This is a genomic window from Bartonella sp. AA74HLJMH (genome assembly GCF_042197045.1).
Lineage (GTDB): Bacteria > Pseudomonadota > Alphaproteobacteria > Rhizobiales > Rhizobiaceae > Bartonella.
Window position 1 is genome coordinate 143,573 of record NZ_JBHIRJ010000003.1, and the last position, 21,126, is coordinate 164,698.

Sequence of the window (21,126 nt, forward strand, 5' to 3'; positions counted from 1 at the left end):
ACGAGCAAGGAAATGATAGTGATTGATTCACTATGAAAGGATTTGAAATGAGAGAATCCTTGTATTCGAGGTTATTATTCAAGTTAAAAAACGAGGCAATATTATTATGCATTAATCTTGTGTCTAAGAACGTAAAAGATCATTAATAGATGTTTTTTCTCGTGTTTTTTGATCAACGCGTTTTACAATAACAGCACAATAAAGGTTTGGGCCTGCTTCACCATTTGGTAAAGGTTTTCCAGGGAGAGAACCTGGTACAACCACTGAATAGGCTGGTACTTCACCAATAAAAATTTCACCTGTTGTACGATCAATAATCTTTGTTGATTTTCCAATAAAGACTCCCATTCCCAAAACAGCACCTTCACGGATAATACAGCCTTCAACAATTTCAGAGCGAGCACCGATAAAGCAATGATCTTCAATGATTGTTGGATTTGCTTGCAGTGGTTCCAAAACACCTCCAATACCAACACCGCCAGAAAGATGGACATGTTTACCAATTTGTGCACAAGAACCAACGGTGGTCCATGTATCAACCATTGTGCCCTCATCGATAAAAGCACCAAGATTGACAAAGGATGGCATCAATATAACATTGGGTGCAATGTAAGCAGAATGACGTACAATGGCTCCAGGAACGGAACGGAAATCAGCACTTTTAAAATCTGCCTCTTGCCAACCAGAGAATTTTGAAGGAACTTTATCCCACCAATGTGTCCCATTGATTCCACCAGTAATAATTTGCATAGGATTAAGCCGAAAAGAGAGTAAAACCGCTTTTTTCAACCATTGATGAACATGCCATTGTCCATTTTTTTGTCGTTCTGCAACACGGATTTCACCTTTATCAAGAAGGTTCAATGCATGTTCAATACTCTCACGTATTTCGCCTTTTGTGGTAGTATCGATAGAATCGCGATCGTCAAAAGCTTGTTCGATAATAATTTCAAGTTGTGTGATATGGGTCATGACGAGAGTTCCGTTAAACAAGTTGAAAGCTTCAAGATTTATTCTCTATGAACTACGCGAAGAAATGTGTTCAGTCAATAAAACGATGAGGAAGTAGGACAGGTGCATGAAAAAAAGCTGTAAAGAAAAAAGAAAAAGGGAGCAAGAAAACTGGACGCCACTTCTCCATACGAAGGATGCTCTACAACAGATCCATAAAGTCTCTAATTCAGCACAGGTGCGTTCGTCTACTTATCGTTTAGCCTATATCGATCAAGATTTTATGATGCGTCCAGAGCTGCGTTCACAACGTATTAGTCTTGAATTTTTAAAGCCGGAAATAACCCTTAAAGAATATGATATTCAATCAACAGTTGTTTTATTTGGTGGTGCGCGTATTCCTGAACCTGGGCAAGCAGCGTGGGCTGCAAAGAATGAAATACAAAAGAAAAATTTGCATGCTATGTCACATTATTACGATGAAGCAAGAGAGTTTGCACGTTTGTGCTCACTTTATTCTGCTACGACACAATATCGTGAATTTGTGGTTGTTACAGGGGGCGGACCAGGAATCATGGAGGCGGGAAATCGTGGTGCTTGTGATGTTGGTGCCCCAACGATTGGCTTGAATATTATTTTACCACATGAGCAGGAGCCTAATTCGTATGTGTCACCGCATTTGTGTTTTAATTTCCACTATTTGGGGATGCGCAAAATGCATTTTTTAGTACGAGCGAAAGCCCTAGCCATTTTCCCTGGCGGATTTGGAACTCTGGATGAACTGTTTGAGACGTTAACTTTAGTACAGACGGGGCGTATGAAACAGGTACCAATTTTATTGTTTGGCAAAGAATTTTGGAGCAATACTGTCAATTTTGAGTATCTGTCTGCACAAGGTACAATTTCTCCTACTGATATTAATTTTGTGAAATTTGTTAATACAGCAGCAGAAGCTTTTGAAGAAATTCGTTCTTTTTATAAACTGCCTTAACGACTTTTGAGATGCTCACTCTTGAAGGATAATTAATACTCTACTTTGGTTAAATAAAGTCCTGAGGGGGGGGCAACAACACCACAACGTTTACGATCTTTAGCATGAAGAGCTGTTTCGAGATCTTGAGCTGTCCAACGTCCAATACCCACTTCCATGAGGCTTCCTGCGAATGAACGGATTTGATGATGAAGAAAAGAACGAGCTTGTGCATAAAGGAAAATTTCTTCACCTTCTCTTTGAATATCGAGACGTTCAAGGGTGCGAATAGGGCTTTTGGCTTGGCAATGTGCTGAACGGAAAGTTGTAAAATCATGTTGTCCTACAAGCTTTTGCGCAGCTTCATGCATGGCTTCAGCATGAAGAGGTTTTGGTATCCACCACACGCGTTTGGCATTTAAAGCTGGTGGAGAGCGACGATTAAGTATTTTAAAAAGATAATGGCGTTTTACAGCGGAAAATCGTGCATCAAAGTCATCAGGGACATTTTCTACATTTAAGATTGAAATCGCCTCTCCCTGTTTACGTAAAAGAGCATTGAGCGCGTCACGCACAGTATGGGAGAGCCAGTTTTTTTCAAAATCAACATGCGCAACTTGTCCCGTAGCATGTACGCCCGCATCGGTTCTTCCTGCTGTTGTTATGGTCAATTGTTGTCCACTAAAGCAAAAAATTGCTTGTTCAAGAGCTCCTTGTATCGTGTGAAGTTTTGCTTGACGCTGCCAACCAGCATAATTTGAACCATCATATTCAAGAGTGAGTTTAAAACGTGGCATCTTAAAAAACAGCAGAAATATGAGCACCTCGCAAAAAGGTTGCGCACTCAAGAATTTTACCGCCAGATCTTTGGAGAGAGGTTATTTCTATCCGTCCTTGCCCACAATGGATAATCAAAGAATCTGGTTCTATCCGTCCAATTTCAAGAGAAGGACCTGTTGTTAAACGACTATCAAGAATTTTTACACGTTCTTCTCGTCCACCGATATTCATATTGCACCAGCAACTAGGAGAGGGAGAGAGCGCGCGAATATGCCTATGAATAAACTCTGCAGGTTTTGTCCAATCAATGCGGGTCTCTTCTTTTCTAATTTTGGCGGCATAGGTGATGCCTTCTTCTGATTGTGGGGTCAGTTTAAGTTGTCCTTTTTCAAGAGTGGATAAAGTCTCTACCATAAGTTCTGCGCCAATATGTGAAAGTCTGTTTGAAAGCTCAGCAGTGGTGGTGTTATCAGTAATGGGGATGGAGCGAGAAAGAGCGATAGGCCCCGTATCAAGTCCTTCATCCATTTTCATGATCATGATACCTGTTTCTTTATCACCAGCCATAATTGCTCGTTGAATAGGCGCAGCACCACGCCAACGTGGTAAGAGTGAAGCGTGGGCATTAAAACAACCAAAACGTGGCGTTTCGAGAATAGCTTTGGGTAAAAGGAGTCCATAAGCCACCACAATAGCAGCATCAACAGAAAGTGCTGCAAATTGCTCCTGTTGTTCGATTGTTTTGAGTGTTTGAGGCGTGAAGACAGGAATGGATTTTTCTTTTGCTACGGTGTGAACAGCGGAGGGGATTAATTTAAGTCCTCGACGTCCTGCTGGACGAGGGGGTTGACTATAAACAGCAACAACATCATGACCTGCATCCAATAAAGCATGTAAAATAGGAACAGAAAAATCTGGTGTTCCCATAAAACTTAATCGTAAAGCCATTACAAAACTGCTTCCTGCATGTTTTTTTCTTTTGCGCGTTTTTTAAATTTTCGTATCACCATATCGCGTTTGATCTTTGAAATGTAATCAATAAAAAGGCGCCCATCTAAATGATCAATTTCATGCTGCAAGCAAGTTGCTAAGAGATCGTCTGCTTCAATTTCTGTTTGTTTTCCTTCACGGTTCTGATAGCGAACACGAAGGCGTTTAGGACGTTCAACCTCTGCAAAATAATCAGGAATAGAAAGACAACCTTCTTTGTAAATATTACGCTCATCTGAAAGCCATAAAATTTCAGGGTTGATAATAACAAGTGGTTTTTTCTGCTCATCTTCAGAATTTCCAGAGACATCTATAACCAACATACGTAGCGGTATACCAATTTGAATAGCAGCAAGACCAACGCCTTTAGCATTATACATGGTTTCCAACATGTCATCCGCAAGTTTTTGGAGAGCTGAATCGACCTGCTCAACAGGTTTGGACACTTCCCGTAAAATCGGATCAGGTAAAGTAACTAAAGATCTCATTGGCATAAGTAGAGATTAATCAATGGTTTGTTATTGGTCAATATTGAATAACGGATTCTTGCGTTTTTTTACAATAAGAGCGTTATATTACAATTTATGTTTGATTCGTTTTTTTCCATACTCGCTGGTGATTTTTTTTCTAAACTAATGCTTTTGCTTTTATTTATACTTGTCTGTTTGGCATTTTTTATGTTGATACATTCTCATCGAAAAAAAGCATTTTTGGAAAATGAAATTGCTGAACGCGCACGTGAGGCACAAATGCAGATGGCTACCTTGCTGAAAACACAAGCTGAAATGCAAGGGCGAATGCAAACGATGGCGGAAATTTTTGGTCAACGGCAGGCTGAATTGAATAAATCACTCAGTGAGCAACTCAATGGGATGACAACAAGCTTAGGCCAAACACTTCAGGTACAGACCAAATCCACTTATGAAAATTTGAATCGTTTGCAAGAGCGTTTAGCAGTGATTGATGCAGCACAAAATAATATTCAATCGCTTACGGGACAAGTTGTTCAGTTGCAGTCCATTTTAAGCAATAAGCAGACGCGTGGTACTTTCGGTCAAGGGCGGATGGAAGCAATTATTGCCGATGCCTTACCAACAAACGCTTATGCTTTTCAGGCTGTTCTTTCCAATGGAAAGCGCCCAGATTGTCTCATTCATATGCCCAATAAAGCTCCTTCTCTTGTTGTTGATGCTAAATTTCCTCTGGAAGCTTGGAATGCTATGCGTAAGGCAGAATCAGCGCAAGAGCGTCAAGAGGCAGAACGCCAATTTCGTACCGATATGGAAGTTCATATTCGTGATATTGCACAAAAATATTTGATTCCTGGAGAAACCCATGACACTGCTTTCCTTTTTGTGCCATCTGAATCGATTTTCGCAACAATTTATGAGGACTTTGAGGCATTGGTACAAAAATCCAATAGAGCCCATGTGATTATTGTTTCACCATCTTTGTTGATGCTCTCTGTCCAAGTGGTACAAACCATTATGAAAGATGCGCGTATGCGTGAACAAGCGCATTTAATTCAATCAGAAGTAGCAAAATTGATGGAAGATTTTGGACGAATGGATACGCGTGTTCGCGCACTACAGAAGCACTTTCATAAAGCAGGTGAAGATATAGAGGGAATTTTGATATCGTCCTCCAAAATCATGAAACGGGCAAATCGCATTGAAACTGTCGAATTAAAAGAAAATTACTCTGAACCAACAAAAATGACAACATTGGCTCAGTCGCAAACATTGCGTTTTGCTGATGAGGAATAAAGCAAAGCAAGCTTCTTAGATATTACAAGTTAGATCATGTTCTTTATTGATTGGTAATCATTTTTTAGTATCTCTATCTTGTTTTATTTCTTAAACGAGAGGAATAGGAATATGCGACACCTTTTGTTTTTAGGGGCACTGGTGTTTTTGCTAGAGGGATGCGCAACAACCACTCCCATCCACACAAATAATGCTTGTGCTATTTTAGCACAAAAAAATGGTTTTTTTGACAATTGGGGTAAGGTGTCTCAAAGAGCGGAAATGCGCTATGGAATTCCTATGCCTATTATTCTTGCAACCATTAAGATGGAATCGAGCTTTCGTCACAATGCACGTCCTCCACGCAAAAAACTACTTGGTTTTATTCCATGGAAGCGTCGGTCGACAGCTTATGGTTATGCTCAAGCGCTTGATAGTACATGGGCAATGTATCTTCGCTCTACAGGAAAGTCTTTTGCATGGCGTACGAATTTCGCAGATGCTGCTGATTTTGTTGCTTGGTATCATCGCCAAAGTGTTCAACGCAATGGGGTGAGGTTTGATGATGCATATAGCCTTTATTTAAATTATCATATGGGGCATGGTGCTTATGCACGTAGTGGTGGGCATGTCAGTGCTGCGCTTTCACAGACAGCACAGCGCATGGCAAGGATATCGAGGCTCTATGAACAGCAATTAAAAAGATGTGGATGGCATTAGGGAAGATTTTTGAAAATCTCAATCAGGGAATTGATGGGATAAAATTATTCGAAAGCAAAATTCGGCATAATATGATAAAATAGTGTCGTTTTTCCGATCGTTCAATGAAATAAATTGTTATTTTTTAGAATAAACTCAAGCAACAGAAAGTTTTTGCAATACACAATAGATTTGAAGATACTCTTGACATTTTTACCTCCTTTGTTAAAAAAATTTATAATAGAAACTATCTTCTATTTAGCGCTGGCATTTCGCATTGGGCTAAGTGCCAGAGATTATTGAAGAAAAATTTTAAAATATAATATCATTTTTTATTTTCATTATGCGTATTACTGGCTGATTATTATATGAATATTTTCTTTGTTAAGCGTATAAAATAGCAATTAAAACAAATGCAATTCGGGCATCATAAAAAGGGTAAAATATTCAATATAAAAAAACGAGAAATGCATTAAACGAAAAAACGTTATTTTGTATAAAGAGGGCGCTACAGTCTTCAAAAGAACTAGGTGTATTTAGTATTGTATGAAATAAAACATATTCGTCCATCCAGTCCATCTTAATTGAAAAAAGTTATCTTATTGTATTGTAAAAACACTCCCGTTTATAGGATGATAAGGTATATGCAACTTTACACACAATGAATATTCAGAGAAAGATTTGTAACGCCTATGAAGTAACAAGTCAGTCTCCAATGTTGTGATAGCTTTTGCATTTGAGAATATTTATGAGAAGCATTTTTATTCTTTTTCTTAAATGGTTTAAGCATATTGATTTATAAAGATAATATATCGTTATTTATATTAAAGTAAGAATCTCGAATGGCGTAGGGTTTTATCGTTTCAGATCTCTTGAGGTTGAATCAATAAAACCATTGGCTTGCAGATAACAAGCACAATGGGTATGTGGATAAAAACTGTGAAAGAAAAGACTAAAAATATTTTTTTATGAACATACATTCTCAAATGTAAGAATTATCCGTAACATTGGGAATTAGCACATATAATGATAGCACCACTTTGCTCTTACACCTCGACCTTGTTTATGACGTGCAAGGAAAAAAATTAATTGATTCAATATATTATTTAAGTGTTAATATACCTTAGTATTGAGCAGGTATACGCTACTCAAGGTGGATAATTTTTAATTGGCAGAACATCTGATCAGGCTAAAAATACTCGAAAAAAGTTCTGATTCGCAATAATTGAGAAGTATATTTTAATATTTTATTCTCTACTCTTTGTTTAAGTACTTCATATCTTTAAAAAAGATACCGGTAACCAACATATTATGATATTTGTGGAAATATTGTGGTAAAGGAAATTCAAATTTTGTCCTTTAAGACAAGGCGCAGGTTAAACAGCTCATTTTCTATTTCTGTGCAAAGCATAAAAAATTATCTACTTTCACGGTTGCGACAGTAAATTTTATAATCCAACAAATGATTAAAAATGTATTATAATATCATTAAGATGCAAGGAACAGGCGCTATTGGAATGATAATTAAATAGCACATAAACCTTTTAAATTGATGCACACATCTTTTATTATAATTGATTCCCTTGATAGAACAGTTGGTCTTTTTGGTGGAGCTAAGCGGGATCGAACCGCTGACCTCTTGCATGCCATGCAAGCGCTCTCCCAGCTGAGCTATAGCCCCTATAAAAACAAATTGTCCCAAAAAGACAGTATACAATTCCAGCTTTTCTAGAACGATCAAAATTGAAGATCAAGAAGAATTTACATTCAATAGAAAAGATGTCCTCTTTTACTTCTTTTAAGCATCGTCATCATTAGAAACACCGCCTCCGAGAATATCAGTAACGTCATCATCTTCATCGTCACCATCATGAGACAAAAATGTATCATCATCATCACCAAGATCTACATCACTATCTTCTAAATCAGGAAGATCGTCATCTTTAGAATCCACATCATCATCTTCAAGAAGCATAAAAGCAGATTTTTCAAGTGCTGTATCAAGCTCTTCAGTATCAACTTCTTCTTCATTATTTGCTTCCGCTGCTGCAACTTCAAAGTAAGAACGCGGATAAGAAATCCCTGTATAGGGCGACACAATAGGATCGCGATTTAGATCGTAAAATTTTTTTCCTGTTTCTGGATCAACACGTTTAGTTCCAAGTTCTTGTTTTGCCATAAACCGTGCCTCTTTGATTAACTATTATTCCATTAAAAGATAAATTTTATGGTGCTTAATCGAAAAATAATACCTTTGTCAAAGATAAATACACTGTTCCACAGTGATTTTTTCATGACGTCTTTTAAAGCATGTGCTAAAGGATGCACAATTTCATAAAAGTTAGATAGAATTAAATAGAATTTCCATGCAAAAAGCAATCCCTATAACCACCTATAAATCGAGTAGTCTCTCTGGAAAAATTCAAATACCAGGAGATAAATCAATCTCTCATCGCTCTCTTATATTGGGAGGATTAGCAAGTGGTGAGACATATATTCATGGATTACTTGAAAGCGCTGATGTACTCAATACAGCTGCTGCTATGCAAGCTATGGGTGCCTGTATTATTAAAAAAGAAGACTTCTGGATCATACGAGGAACAGGGAATGGTTGCCTTTTAGCTGCACAAAAACCTTTAGACTTTGGAAACGCTGGAACAGGTGCTCGTTTGGTTATGGGAATGGTTGGTCCGTATCATATGAAAACAACCTTTATTGGTGATGCTTCTCTCTCTAAACGTCCAATGGGACGTATCCTTGATCCACTGCGTCTCATGGGGGTTGAAATTGAGGCAACGCGCGACGATCACCTTCCTTTAACGCTTTATGGTCCGAAAATGGCTAATCCGATTCGTTACCGTGTTCCAATAGCTTCCTCCCAAATTAAATCAGCAATCCTGCTTGCTGGACTCAATACCGCCGGCACTACAACTGTTATTGAACCAGTTCTGACACGAGATCATACGGAAAAAATGTTAAAAGCATTCGGTGCGCAACTTGAAATAGAAAAAGATAACGAAGGTGCGCGTTTGATTCATCTTAATGGTCAACCCCATCTTACTGGACAAACGATTCATATTCCGGGTGATCCTTCTTCTGCTGCTTTTCCAATTATCGCAGCCCTTCTTATAGAAGACTCTGATATCACCATTGAAAATGTTTTGATAAATAACTCTCGAATAGGACTTATCGAAACATTGTGGGAAATGGGTGCTCAAATTGAATTTTTGAACCGACGTCAAACAGGTGGAGAGGATGTTGCTGATCTACGGATAAAATCATCGGTCCTTAGAGGCGTTACGGTGCCCAAAGAACGTGCTCCATCGATGATAGATGAATATCCTGCTTTGGCAGTAGCAGCTGCCTTTGCAGAAGGCAAAACAGTTATGCTAGGAATTGAAGAATTGCGTGTAAAAGAATCGGATCGATTGTCTGCTGTTGCTCAAGGATTAAAAATTAATTGCGTAGACTGTGAAGAAGGTCAAGATTTTCTTATTGTTTATGGAAAAGGTTCTGCCAAAGGTTTGGGGGGTGGGTATGTTGCCACACATCTTGATCATCGAATTGCTATGTGTTTTCTCATTTTTGGGCTTGTGTCAGAAAAACCTGTTACCATTGATGATAAACGAATGATCGCTACGAGCTTTCCAGAATTTATTCCTTTTATAAAACAACTTGGGGGAAAAATCGCTTGAAGCCTTTTGTTATCGCCATTGATGGACCTGCAGCCTCAGGCAAAGGAACCTTAGCACGCAAAATTGCTGCACATTATCGCCTTCGTCATCTCGATACTGGTCTTACTTATCGTAGTGTTGCTCATACGCTTTTACAACAAAATTTAGCTCTTAATGATGAAAAAAATGCTATTATTTATGCTAAAGAACTTGATTTTAATACCTTAAATCCTTCTCTTCTTTCTTCTCATGAACTTGGTGAAGCGGCTTCAAAAATAGCAATTAACCCTGCTGTACGCAAAATTCTTGTCGAAAAACAACGCAACTTTGCTAAAGTTTTGCCCGGCTGTGTGCTTGATGGGCGTGATATCGGAACGATTGTTTGTCCTGATGCCGATATCAAGTTTTATATTCTAGCCAATGTTCAAACACGCGCCAAACGCCGCTACCAAGAGATTTTAAAAAAAGGTGTTCAAGCAAATTATCATGAAATCCTAGCTCAACTTGAACAGCGCGACAGTCGCGATATAACGCGCAAACAAAGTCCACTAAAACCAGCAAAAAACGCCCACTTGCTTGATACGTCAGAATTGAGTATAGAAGCAACATTTGAAATTGCATGCAGTTTTGTTGATCCAATCATAAAAATGCATATAATTGGATAAATTCGTTAAGGTAACTTCCAGCCTAGCGCTAACTTTTTTCCTTTATTCAAGGAAAAGGCTAGGGAGTTACTTATGTTAACACTAACCTAGCGCTCATACCTTATAATACAAGGTATATATTAGGAGTTCTTATGTCACAATACAATCCCACAACAGCGGATTTTGAAGCCCTTTTAACAGAATCTTTTCAAACTAATGATCTTAATGAAGGATCTGTTGTTAAAGGTCGTGTTATTGCAATCGAAAAAGACATGGCCATTATTGATGCTGGTCTTAAAGTCGAAGGACGTATTCCTCTCAAAGAATTTGGAGCTAAAGCAAAAGATGGTTCTTTGCAAGTTGGCGATGAAGTTGAGGTTTACATTGAACGCATTGAAAATGCGATGGGTGAAGCTGTTTTATCGCGTGAAAAAGCACGGCGCGAAGAAAGTTGGGTCCGTTTGGAGGAAAAATTCAATGCTGGTGCACGCGTTGATGGAGTGATCTTTAGCCAAGTAAAAGGTGGTTTTACAGTTGATCTTGATGGTGCCGTTGCTTTCTTGCCTCGCAGCCAAGTTGATATTCGTCCCATTCGTGATGTTTCACCCCTCATGCATAATTCACAGTCCTTTGAAATTTTGAAGATGGATCGTCGTCGTGGCAATATTGTGGTCTCACGCCGCACTGTTTTAGAAGAAAGTCGCGCTGAGCAACGTTCAGAAATCGTACAAAATCTTGAAGAAAATCAAATCGTTGAAGGTGTGGTGAAAAATATTACAGATTATGGTGCCTTTGTTGATCTTGGTGGGATTGATGGTCTCTTGCACGTTACAGATATGGCATGGCGGCGTGTTAATCACCCATCTGAAGTGCTCACAATTGGCCAAACGATTAAAGTGCAGATTATTCGCATTAATCAAGATACGCACCGTATTTCTCTTGGAATGAAACAGCTTGAAAGTGATCCTTGGGAAAGCATCAGTGTCCGGTATCCGATTGGTAAAAAAATTACGGGTGCTGTTACCAACATTACTGATTACGGTGGTTTTGTTGAAATTGAACCAGGAATCGAAGGGCTGATCCATGTTTCTGAAATGAGCTGGACAAAGAAAAATGTTCATCCTGGAAAAATTCTGTCTACATCACAAGAAGTAGAAGTGGTTGTTCTTGAGATTGATCCTTCTAAACGGCGTATTTCTCTTGGCTTAAAACAAACATTTGAAAATCCATGGGAAGCTTTTGCCAATAAATTTCCTGTCAATTCGCAAATTGAAGGAGAGGTTAAAAATAAAACAGAATTTGGTCTGTTTATTGGGCTTGAAGGCGATGTTGACGGTATGGTTCATTTGTCTGATCTTGATTGGAACCGTCCTGGTGAACAAGTTATTGATACTTATAATAAAGGCGATATCGTTAAGGCTGTGGTCCTTGATGTTGACATTGAAAAAGAGCGCATTTCTCTTGGAATTAAGCAGCTTTCCAGCGATAAAGTTGGAGAAGCAGCTGCTTCTGGCGAATTGCGAAAAGGTGCAGTTGTAACATGCGAAGTGATTGCTGTTAACGACAATGACATTGGTGTGAAATTGATTGACCACAACCTTGAGACAACCATTCGGCGTGCTGATCTTGCGCGTGATCGTGATGAGCAACGTCCTGAGCGTTTCGCAATTGGGCAAAAGGTTGATGCTCGCATCACAGCATTTGATAAAAAAACACGTAAAATTTCAGTATCGATTAAAGCTTTAGAAATTGCAGAGGAAAAAGAAGCTGTTGCACAATATGGTTCTACAGATTCAGGTGCTTCTCTTGGTGATATTCTGGGTGCAGCTTTGAAAAAACAAGAACAAGATTAATCATCAATCATTAAAGTTGGTTTTATTATTAAGGTCACTCATTAGGAGTGACCTTTTTATTTTATAAAAAAATTGTCTGCTTATTTTTAAATTATTGAAACAAAAATTATAAATGCTTGCAAATAAAAACAAAAAGTTTGTTTTTTGTCTAACAACGGTTCACTATTCAGATAAAATGCTTAAAATTTAAATAAAAAACAATGTAATTGAATAACAATGGGACACTATGACGTGCATAATACCTTTCATAAAGTGCTTTTTTTCTCAAAAAGAGAAAAAAGATCATTTTATTAATACGGATTTTCCTCTTCGTGCAATTTATAAGGTACAGGAAGATCTTTATAACTTAGGGCATGATATAGCTTCTGGTAAAGAAATTTTACTCCCTGAATATGAAGGAGTAGGAGATTTTCGCAAGAGATTGAATGAAAATGCTAAACTTATTCTTCATGCCTTTCATACCAGTGATTTTGCTGCCCGAAATGATGAAACCATCGCACCATCTGCTCAATGGCTCATTGATAATCATTACACCATTGATAAAACCATACAAAAGCTACGTCGTAATCTACCCAAGTCCTTCATAAAGCAACTTCCTCTTTCTACACACAAAGCCGGAATACCACGAATTTTTGCTTTAACTTGGCTTTATATTGCGCATACCGATAGCAGCTTTTCACAAGAAACACTCACTGCTATGACCAACGGATTTCAAGAAATTTGTGCGCTCACAATTGGTGAATTGTGGGCTCTTCCTTCAGTTATGCAAATGCTGCTCATTGAAAATGTCCGTCGTCTTTCAGTACGTATCGAAAAAGCGCGACATATGCGCCATCTTGCTAGTCAAGTAGCTGATAAAATTTCTCTTGTAGAAAATAAAACAAATCTACACTCTCTTTTTACGCAGTATAAACCATTTACTGTTGATCCAACTTTTTCAGCACATTTATTCTATCGCCTGCGCAGTGCATCTGTCGATTCAACCGTAGCATTAACTTGGCTTGAAAAGCAATTGAAAAGCCAAGGCAGTAGCTTAGAGATTGCAACAGCTGATGAACATACCCGACAAGCAGCAGATGGTGTGACCATGGGAAATATTATCTGTTCTCTTAAAGCTATAGATGATGTTGATTGGACAGCATGGTTTGAAACAGTGAGTTGTGTCGATTCTATTTTGCGTAAAAATAGTGATTTTTCTGAAATTGATGCTCACTCACGCAATATTTATCGACAAGTCATTGAAAAAGTTTCTCGCTTTTCGCCTCTTAGTGAACTGGAAGTTGCACATAAAGTTGTAGAAATGGCAAATTCCACTTCTAAAGATATGCCTCATCATTCTTGTGTGGGGTGGTACCTTGTTGATGATGGTCGTGGCATATTTGAAAAGGCTTGTGGGTATATTCCGCCCTTTCTCATAAAATGGACACGCGCTTCCTGTTGCTCAAAATTGAGAGTCATCGCCGTTCCTGTCTCTCTTCTGACGCTTGCTCTTTTGCTGGTAATTTACGCCCTTTTACAGCTATCTGGCATGACACAATGGATGTCTTTTTGCTTTACTGGATTGGCGCTTTTTCCTGCTATCGATGCTGCTTTTGCTTTATTTAACACTGTTGTTTCGTGGTTTGTCCCATCAAAACAACTCATTGGTTATGAATATAAAGAAGGTATTCCAAAACATGCACGGACAATGGTTGTTGTACCTACTTTGATGACATCACGCGCTGACATTGATGAACAAGTGCGCAATCTTGAAGTGCACTATCTTTCCAATCCTAAAGGTGCCATTCATTTTGCACTCATTACAGATTGGGTGGATGCTCCATTGAGAGAAACGCAAGATGATCTTGATTTATTGCACTATGCGCAAAAGAGTATTGATAAACTCAATAGTCGTTATCATCGTGATGAACTTCCGCTTTTCTTCCTTTTACATCGCCGACGCCTTTATAATACAAGCGAAAAATGTTGGATGGGATGGGAACGAAAGCGAGGAAAACTTCATGAACTTAATCGGCTCTTAAGAGGCGATAAAAATACAAGCTTTTATCCTCCCAATCCACATCTTCCCATGGATTGCCGTTTTGTTATGACGCTGGATTGTGATACACGTCTTACTCCAGAGAGCGTCGCGAAACTTGTTGGAAAGCTTAACCATCCACTCAATTATCCCGTTTTTGATCCACAAAGTGGAAAGGTTGTAAAGGGCTATAGCATTTTACAACCACGCATTATTCCTTCTCTTACAACAGGAAAAAAAACATCAATTCTCCAACGGGTTTTTTCTATAAACCGTGGCATTGATCCTTATGTTTTTGCTGTTTCTGATACTTATCAAGATCTTTTAGGAGAAGGCACCTTTATCGGTAAAGGTCTTTATAATATTGATGCATTTGAACAAGCGCTTGATGGCAAAATTAAAGAAAATACTATTCTTAGCCATGATCTCTTAGAGGGAGGTTATGCTCGTACTGCTCTGGTAAGTAGCATAGAAGTCATTGAAGACTATCCAACTGCTTATAATATTGATGTTATGCGTTATCATCGTTGGGTCCGCGGTGATTGGCAGCTTTTGCCTTATCTTTTTCCCCACCGTCAAATAAGTTCCGTGACGCGTTGGAAAATGCAGGATAATTTACGTCGTTCTCTCACTCCACTTATGTGGTTAATCGCAGCATTTGCAGGATGGGCTTTTTTGTCTTTAAAGAGTGCAATCGTCTGGCAACTATTCTTGTTGTTTAGCTCCTTCATTTCACCCATTCTATGTGTATTAAAAACGCTTGTCTCATCCAATATAGATCATTCTTTGCGTGGACATTTTCAATTAATTTGGAACAAAATTGCTTTTACAAGCGCTGATATATTTCTTAAAACGACGTTTCTTGCTTATTCGGCGTATTTTATGACCGATGCGATTATTCGTACACTCTATCGTATGACGATTTCAAAACAGCATCTTCTTGAATGGAAAACTTCTGCCGCAACAAAATCAATACCCAATAGTTTGCGTTTCTATGTTTTTACAATGGCACCAGCATCGCTTATTGGTATTCTTACTATAGCACTCCCTCTTTTTTCTGATAGTTTTGCAAGCTTGGTTGCTTTGCCTTTTGGGATAGCATGGTTTTTTTCACCCTTCATTGCTTGGATTGTGAGTCAACCTTCAACCTTTCAAGATAGCCTTTATCTTTCTTCAAAAGATGAAAAAAAACTCCGTTCTATTGCACGGCGGACATGGCTTTATTATGCAACCTTTGTCAATGCACAAAACAACTATTTGCCTCCCGATAATTTTCAAGAAGATCCTGAACCTCTTGTTGCTCAACGTACATCGCCTACGAATATTGGGGTTTATCTCCTTTCTATTATTGCTGCACGTGATTTTGGTTGGATTGGTTTTGAAGAGACCATTACCCGTATTGAATGTACATTACGCTCTCTTGCAAAAATGGAAAAGTTCCGCGGTCATCTCTATAATTGGTATGAAACGGATACACTCAGGCCTCTTTTGCCTACTTATGTATCAACCGTTGATTCAGGAAATCTTGCCGGTCATTTGGTAACACTCTCTTCTGCCTTAAGTGAATGGGCTGAAAAACCTCATGTTTTTTTTCAAAGTGATCGAGAAGGCTTATCGGATGTTCTTGCTATTCTTGAAGAAACTGTCAGAGAAATTCCAGATCATCAACCCAGTTTACGCTCTTTACGCCAAAAAATCGAAGAAAACATCACTCGTTTTCATGATTCTATCTTCACTTTTATAGAACAAGAAAATACGATTCCTTCTCACATCATAGATCTTTCACTTGCAGCCCATGATATTGTGCACTTAGTCGGTGAACTTGACCACAAAATTCAAACGATAGAATCTGCTCGTGCGCTTTCTTGGGCTAAATGCCTTATCGACACCTGTAACGCTCATCATAATGATGCGACTGCTCATTGTGATACTGAAAAATTACGTAAAAAACTAAACAGGCTGGCTATAATGGCAAGGCAAATAGCCTTTGATATGAAATTTGACTTTTTAGAACAGCCTAAACGGCATCTCTTATCCATTGGATATCGTGTTCAAGAAAACAAACTCGATGAAAATTGTTATGACCTGCTTGCTTCAGAAGCACGTCTTGCAAGCTTTTTTGCCATCGCAAAAGGAGATATAAAACTTAAACATTGGTTTCGTCTTGGTCGACTTCTCGTACCCATAGGTGGGAAAGGTGCACTCCTATCATGGTCTGGATCAATGTTCGAATATCTTATGCCATCTCTCGTAATGCATGAACCTTTAGGATCTCTCCTAGATCAAACAAATCGATTGATTATTCGTTGTCAAATACAATATGCCCATAAACGGGAATTGCCATGGGGTATTTCAGAAGCCGCATTTAATGCTCGCGATCATTTAATGAATTACCAATACGCTCATTTTGGTGTTCCAAACCTCGGACTCCAACGTGGTCTTTCACGCAATGCTGTCATTGCTCCCTATGCCAGCCTTCTAGCGGCACAATATGCTCCTGCTTGCGCTGTCGCTAATTTAAAACGACTCCGTGATCTTGGAGCTTTAGGAACATATGGTTATTATGACTCTGTTGATTTTACTCCAACACGCGTGAAAACAGGGGAAAAATACGCCATTATACGCAATTATTATGCGCACCATCATGGCATGTCTATCCTTGCTCTTAACAATGTTATTTTTCAAGGGCGAATGCGTGATCGTTTTCACCGTGATCCCGTTATTGAAGCAACACAATTGCTCTTACAGGAAAGAGCGCCTCATCTCATTCCTATTATTCATACCAAAGCTGTTAATCGTATGCGCAATAAGTCTCAAGCATTTGACGCAGCCCCTTTGCGCATTATTACAAACCCGTTACTCAAACCACGAGCAACTTTACTTTTGTCTAATGGCTTTTATTCTACCATGTTAACAGCGAACGGTTCTGGTTACAGCCGTTGGCACGATTATGCGATTACGCGCTTTATTCCTGATGCAACAGAAGATCAACAAGGTACTTTATTCTTCTTACGTGATACGCATAGTGGACGGTGGTGGTCTGTTACTGGTGAGCCAACACGTGTTATTGAAGAAGAAGCTGTCAGCATTTTTACAGATGAAAAGGCTGAATATACAAAAATGGTTGATGGTATTAAATCAACACTTGAATGTCTTATTACATCTGAAGGATGTGGCGAAGGGAGACGTATTCAACTGATGAATACGACAAATAAAGACCGACTCATTGAAGTGACTTCTTATGGTGAATTAGCGCTTGCCACGATGGATACAGACCAAGTTCATCCTGTTTTTTCCCGTATGTTTATAGAGACAGAAATTACTGAAGAAGGTAAAACAATTTTTGCCAAAAGGCGCAAACGCTCGCCTAGTGATCCTGAAATCTATGTTACCCATTTTGTTTCTAGTACAACAGATATTCTCCAAGAGACAGAAGCTGAAACAGATCGCTCTCTGTTTATTGGTCGGGGGCGATCCATTCATCGACCCGCTGCATTTGACCAAAATGCTCGTTTCAGTAACAGTCAAGGTTGTGTTCTTGACCCTGTTATGTCATTGCGATGCCGTATAAAAATTTCAGCCCATGAAAAAGCAGAACTTATTTTTTGGACTTTTGCTGCTCATACAAAAGAAGCGCTAAATAATCATATTAAACATTATCGACAACCTGATATGTTTCAAAAAGAACTTTCAATGGCATGGACGCGCTCACAAGTCGCACTGTATCAGAGCGGAACCCAGCTTAAAGAAGCTATTGTCTATCAAAAATATGCAACACCGCTTATTTATCCAGAAAGAACGTGGCGTCTTCCTTCTGAAATATTAGCAAAAACGCTAGGAAAACAGTCTAATCTTTGGCCCATGTCTATCTCAGGAGACAATCCACTCTGTCTTCTTAGATTAAATAACGAGGGAAATATAACTGTACTGCGCGAGCTCCTTAAAGCACATGAATATTGGCGTATGCGTGGACTCATTGTTGATTTGGTCATTCTTAATGAACAAACATTTTCTTATATACAAAGTACACAACGCGCTCTTGAGTGGGTCTGTGAATCTTATTATCACCACACGCAAAAAGCAGATGAACGCCAACATATTTTCATGCTTCGACGCGATCAAATGAGTGAACAGAGTTTTAAAACGCTTCTTGCATCAGCGCGTATCGTTCTTGATGCCCAAAATGGCTCTTTATCTGAACAACTTAAACGACTTGATGAGAATGATTTTAATCTCACAGTTCGTAAAAATTATCAAGAACCTTATGATCAATTAGACTTGCCAAGATATAACGAAGGACAGCAATTTACAACACAAACTGAACAAAATCTTTTTTCTTCCATTGGTCTTATTAGCCAACAAAAACCATCCTCTTTTCTCCCAAATGGAGAAGATCTAAGATATTGGAATGGTTACGGTGGTTTTAATCAGCACAATCATTATGTAATACGTCTTCATGGACGTACCACTACACCGCATCCGTGGATTAATGTCATTGCTAATCACAGATTTGGTTTTCATGTCTCTGCTGAAGGTGCAATTTTTACTTGGGCTAACAATAGCCGCGATTATCAACTAACTCCTTGGGCGAATGATCCAACGTCTAACCGACCAGGAGAAGCTCTTTATCTGGTTGATCGCCAGTCTTTAAAACGTTTCTCACCCGTTTCTACTGTTGAATGTGACGAAAATATTGTCTATGAGGCGTGTCATGGGTTTGGATTCTCAACTTTTAAATCAACACATTCAGAAATCGCATTAGAACTGACTCATACACTTGATCCCGAAAAACCTATTCGCTTTTCACGTCTTATCCTTACGAATGAAGGGAAAAAACCACGCAGTTTACGCCTTTATAATTATGTTGAATGGGTTTTGGGAAATGTCCGTACAAAATATGCCCCCTTTATTGTTTCCTCTTATGAGACCAGATGGGGTGCACATTTTATTCAAAATCCCTATCACATCGAGAAATCTCAACAAGTTACATTTTTATCAGCATCCGAAATGCCAACCAGCACGACGACCAATCGCGCTGAATTTATTGGTGCAACGGGAACCGTAACACGTCCAAATGCGATCCGTAAAGCCGCTGCTCTTTCAAATACCATTGAAGCAGGATGTGATCCTTGTTCAGCATTCGCCTATGATATTGATCTTCAACCAGGGCAAACAAAAGAAATCATCTTCTATCTTGGCAGTGCTGAAAATAGGCAAGAAGCTGAAAAATTACTCAATCAAGTACGTGCAAGTGATTTTGAAATTCAGCTCACAAAACAAAAACAGCAATGGAGTGATTTTGTTTCTCCTTTCCAAGTCAAAACACCTGATGCTTCTTTTAATCTTATGGTCAACCATTGGCTTCCTTATCAAATCTACGCATGCCGCATCATGGCACGCGCAGGCTTTTACCAAGCGAGTGGTGCATTTGGTTTTCGTGACCAGTTACAAGATAGCTTGTCTTTGTTATTGCTGGAACCACAATTAGCACGTGAACAATTGTTAAATGCAGCAGCGCACCAATTTCTTGAAGGTGATGTGCAACATTGGTGGTTGCCTGACACAAATGCTGGTGTTCGTACATACATTTCTGATGATATCGTTTGGCTTGCATATGCAACAGCTCTTTATGTCACTACCACTGGTGATGACGCTTTTCTTGATACGCTCATTCCTTTTATTGAAGGTGATGTTCTCAAAAGTGGGCAACAGGATGCTTATTTTCAACCCACCCAATCCCCAAAGGTTGCAACAGTTTATGAACATTGTGTTTTAGCTTTAGACCTTGCCATTAAACGCTGCGGACCACATGGTCTCCCTCTTATTTTAGGTGGGGATTGGAATGATGGCATGAATTTGGTCGGTGTGGAAGGAAAAGGCGAAAGCATTTGGTTAGGATGGTTTCTTGGGTACACATTACAAGCATTTATCTCTTTAGCCAAAAAACGTGGTGACAATAGCCATATGCAAATATGGAGTACGTACCTTGAACATTTAACAAAATGCCTAGAGAAAAATGGTTGGGATGGTGCTTGGTATCGACGTGGTTATTTTGATGATGGAACACCTCTTGGCTCTAAAATCAATGATGAATGTCAAATTGATACCATTGCTCAATCTTGGGCTATCATTTCTCAAATGGCATCGCCTGAACGTCAAAAACAAGCAATGACATCAATGTTGGAACATCTCTATGATAAAAAAGGCGGACTCATTCGCCTTTTTTGGCCGCCTTTTGATAAAAGTACGCTCGAGCCTGGTTATATAAAAGGTTATCCTCCAGGAATTCGAGAAAATGGTGGTCAATATACGCATGGTGCCATTTGGAGTATTTTTGCGTTGGCTGAAATGGAACAAAACGATAAAGCTTATGCTTTATTTTCTATGATAAACCCAATTACCCATGGACAAGATCCTGAAATTTATCGTGTTGAACCTTATGTAATGGTCGCAGATATTTATGCTGTTGAACCACGATGTGGTCAAGGCGGTTGGACTTGGTATACAGGTTCAGCCGGTTGGTTTTATCGCGCCGCAACACAAGCTATTCTTGGAATACAGCGTCAGGGAGACCTATTGTTTTTGCAGCCACATTTACCCTCTATTTGGCCAAAATATGAAGCAACAATGAAGTTTTATGATGCCGTTTATTGCATTAAAGTAAAATGGGGACCTAAAAATATGCTCTATATTAATAGCAAAGAATATACCGAAGTTCATATAGGGATAAAGTTACAAAAAACAGGTCAGCATGAAATTATACGTATTGTCAAATCTTAAAGATTAAAGATGAAAAAAGAGAG

Annotated in this window: 12 protein-coding genes and 1 tRNA gene; 7 read left to right on the top strand and 6 right to left on the bottom strand. The window is 38.9% G+C overall.

Going from position 1 to position 21,126, the window contains the following annotated elements; translation table 11 throughout:
- Positions 1–123 precede the first annotated feature (123 nt).
- The gene (dapD, locus tag ACFINH_RS03270) at positions 124–972 is read right to left on the bottom strand and encodes a 2,3,4,5-tetrahydropyridine-2,6-dicarboxylate N-succinyltransferase (protein WP_375632141.1); all 849 of its coding nucleotides are present in this window, start codon (positions 970–972) and stop codon (positions 124–126) included.
- A 106-nt stretch (positions 973–1,078) separates the two neighbouring features.
- On the opposite strand from dapD, the gene ACFINH_RS03275 reads away from it, so the two are divergent.
- Positions 1,079–1,942, top strand: coding sequence for an LOG family protein (locus ACFINH_RS03275; protein ID WP_375611394.1), 864 nt, complete (start codon positions 1,079–1,081; stop codon positions 1,940–1,942).
- A 32-nt stretch (positions 1,943–1,974) separates the two neighbouring features.
- Here ACFINH_RS03275 and truA read toward each other — a convergent pair whose 3' ends face one another.
- From truA to def, 3 genes are read right to left on the bottom strand one after another with little or no spacing between them, the layout of a single operon-like run.
- Positions 1,975–2,718, bottom strand: coding sequence for a tRNA pseudouridine(38-40) synthase TruA (gene truA, locus ACFINH_RS03280; protein WP_375612809.1), 744 nt, complete (start codon positions 2,716–2,718; stop codon positions 1,975–1,977).
- Position 2,719: 1 nt separating this feature from the next.
- Entirely contained in the window at positions 2,720–3,649 is a 930-nt protein-coding gene (gene fmt, locus ACFINH_RS03285; protein ID WP_375620855.1) for a methionyl-tRNA formyltransferase, read from the bottom strand.
- On the bottom strand, positions 3,649–4,185 hold the full coding sequence (gene def, locus ACFINH_RS03290) for a peptide deformylase (protein ID WP_375620854.1): 537 nt from the start codon (positions 4,183–4,185) through the stop codon (positions 3,649–3,651). The genes fmt and def overlap by 1 nt, the downstream gene beginning before the upstream one ends.
- 90 nt (positions 4,186–4,275) lie before the next feature.
- Here def and ACFINH_RS03295 point away from each other — a divergent pair, with 90 nt between their 5' ends.
- Together ACFINH_RS03295 and ACFINH_RS03300 are read left to right on the top strand one after the other, a co-directional pair.
- Positions 4,276–5,457, top strand: a complete 1,182-nt coding sequence (locus ACFINH_RS03295) for a DNA recombination protein RmuC (RefSeq protein WP_375612812.1) — start codon at positions 4,276–4,278, stop codon at positions 5,455–5,457.
- Between the two features lie 111 nt (positions 5,458–5,568).
- Positions 5,569–6,156 (top strand): hypothetical protein, encoded by a 588-nt coding sequence (locus tag ACFINH_RS03300; RefSeq protein ID WP_375611399.1) that lies wholly within the window; start codon positions 5,569–5,571, stop codon positions 6,154–6,156.
- Positions 6,157–7,740: 1,584 nt separating this feature from the next.
- On the opposite strand, the gene ACFINH_RS03305 is transcribed toward ACFINH_RS03300, so the two are convergent.
- Positions 7,741–7,816, bottom strand: a tRNA-Ala gene (locus ACFINH_RS03305).
- A gap of 117 nt (positions 7,817–7,933) precedes the next feature.
- Positions 7,934–8,314 (bottom strand): TIGR02300 family protein, encoded by a 381-nt coding sequence (locus ACFINH_RS03310; RefSeq protein ID WP_375611400.1) that lies wholly within the window; start codon positions 8,312–8,314, stop codon positions 7,934–7,936.
- Between the two features lie 187 nt (positions 8,315–8,501).
- Between ACFINH_RS03310 and aroA the strand changes: the two genes are divergently transcribed.
- The 4 genes from aroA to ACFINH_RS03330 all read left to right on the top strand — a co-directional run bounded on the left by aroA (position 8,502) and on the right by ACFINH_RS03330 (position 21,103).
- A complete protein-coding gene (aroA, locus tag ACFINH_RS03315; protein ID WP_375611401.1) occupies positions 8,502–9,830 on the top strand; it encodes a 3-phosphoshikimate 1-carboxyvinyltransferase in 1,329 nt (442 codons plus the stop codon).
- Entirely contained in the window at positions 9,827–10,474 is a 648-nt protein-coding gene (gene cmk, locus ACFINH_RS03320; protein WP_375611402.1) for a (d)CMP kinase, read from the top strand. The genes aroA and cmk overlap by 4 nt, the downstream gene beginning before the upstream one ends.
- 131 nt (positions 10,475–10,605) lie before the next feature.
- Positions 10,606–12,306, top strand: a complete 1,701-nt coding sequence (gene rpsA / locus ACFINH_RS03325) for a 30S ribosomal protein S1 (RefSeq protein ID WP_026500132.1) — start codon at positions 10,606–10,608, stop codon at positions 12,304–12,306.
- A 226-nt stretch (positions 12,307–12,532) separates the two neighbouring features.
- Positions 12,533–21,103, top strand: coding sequence for a GH36-type glycosyl hydrolase domain-containing protein (locus ACFINH_RS03330; protein ID WP_375632142.1), 8,571 nt, complete (start codon positions 12,533–12,535; stop codon positions 21,101–21,103).
- Positions 21,104–21,126: the final 23 nt, after the last annotated feature.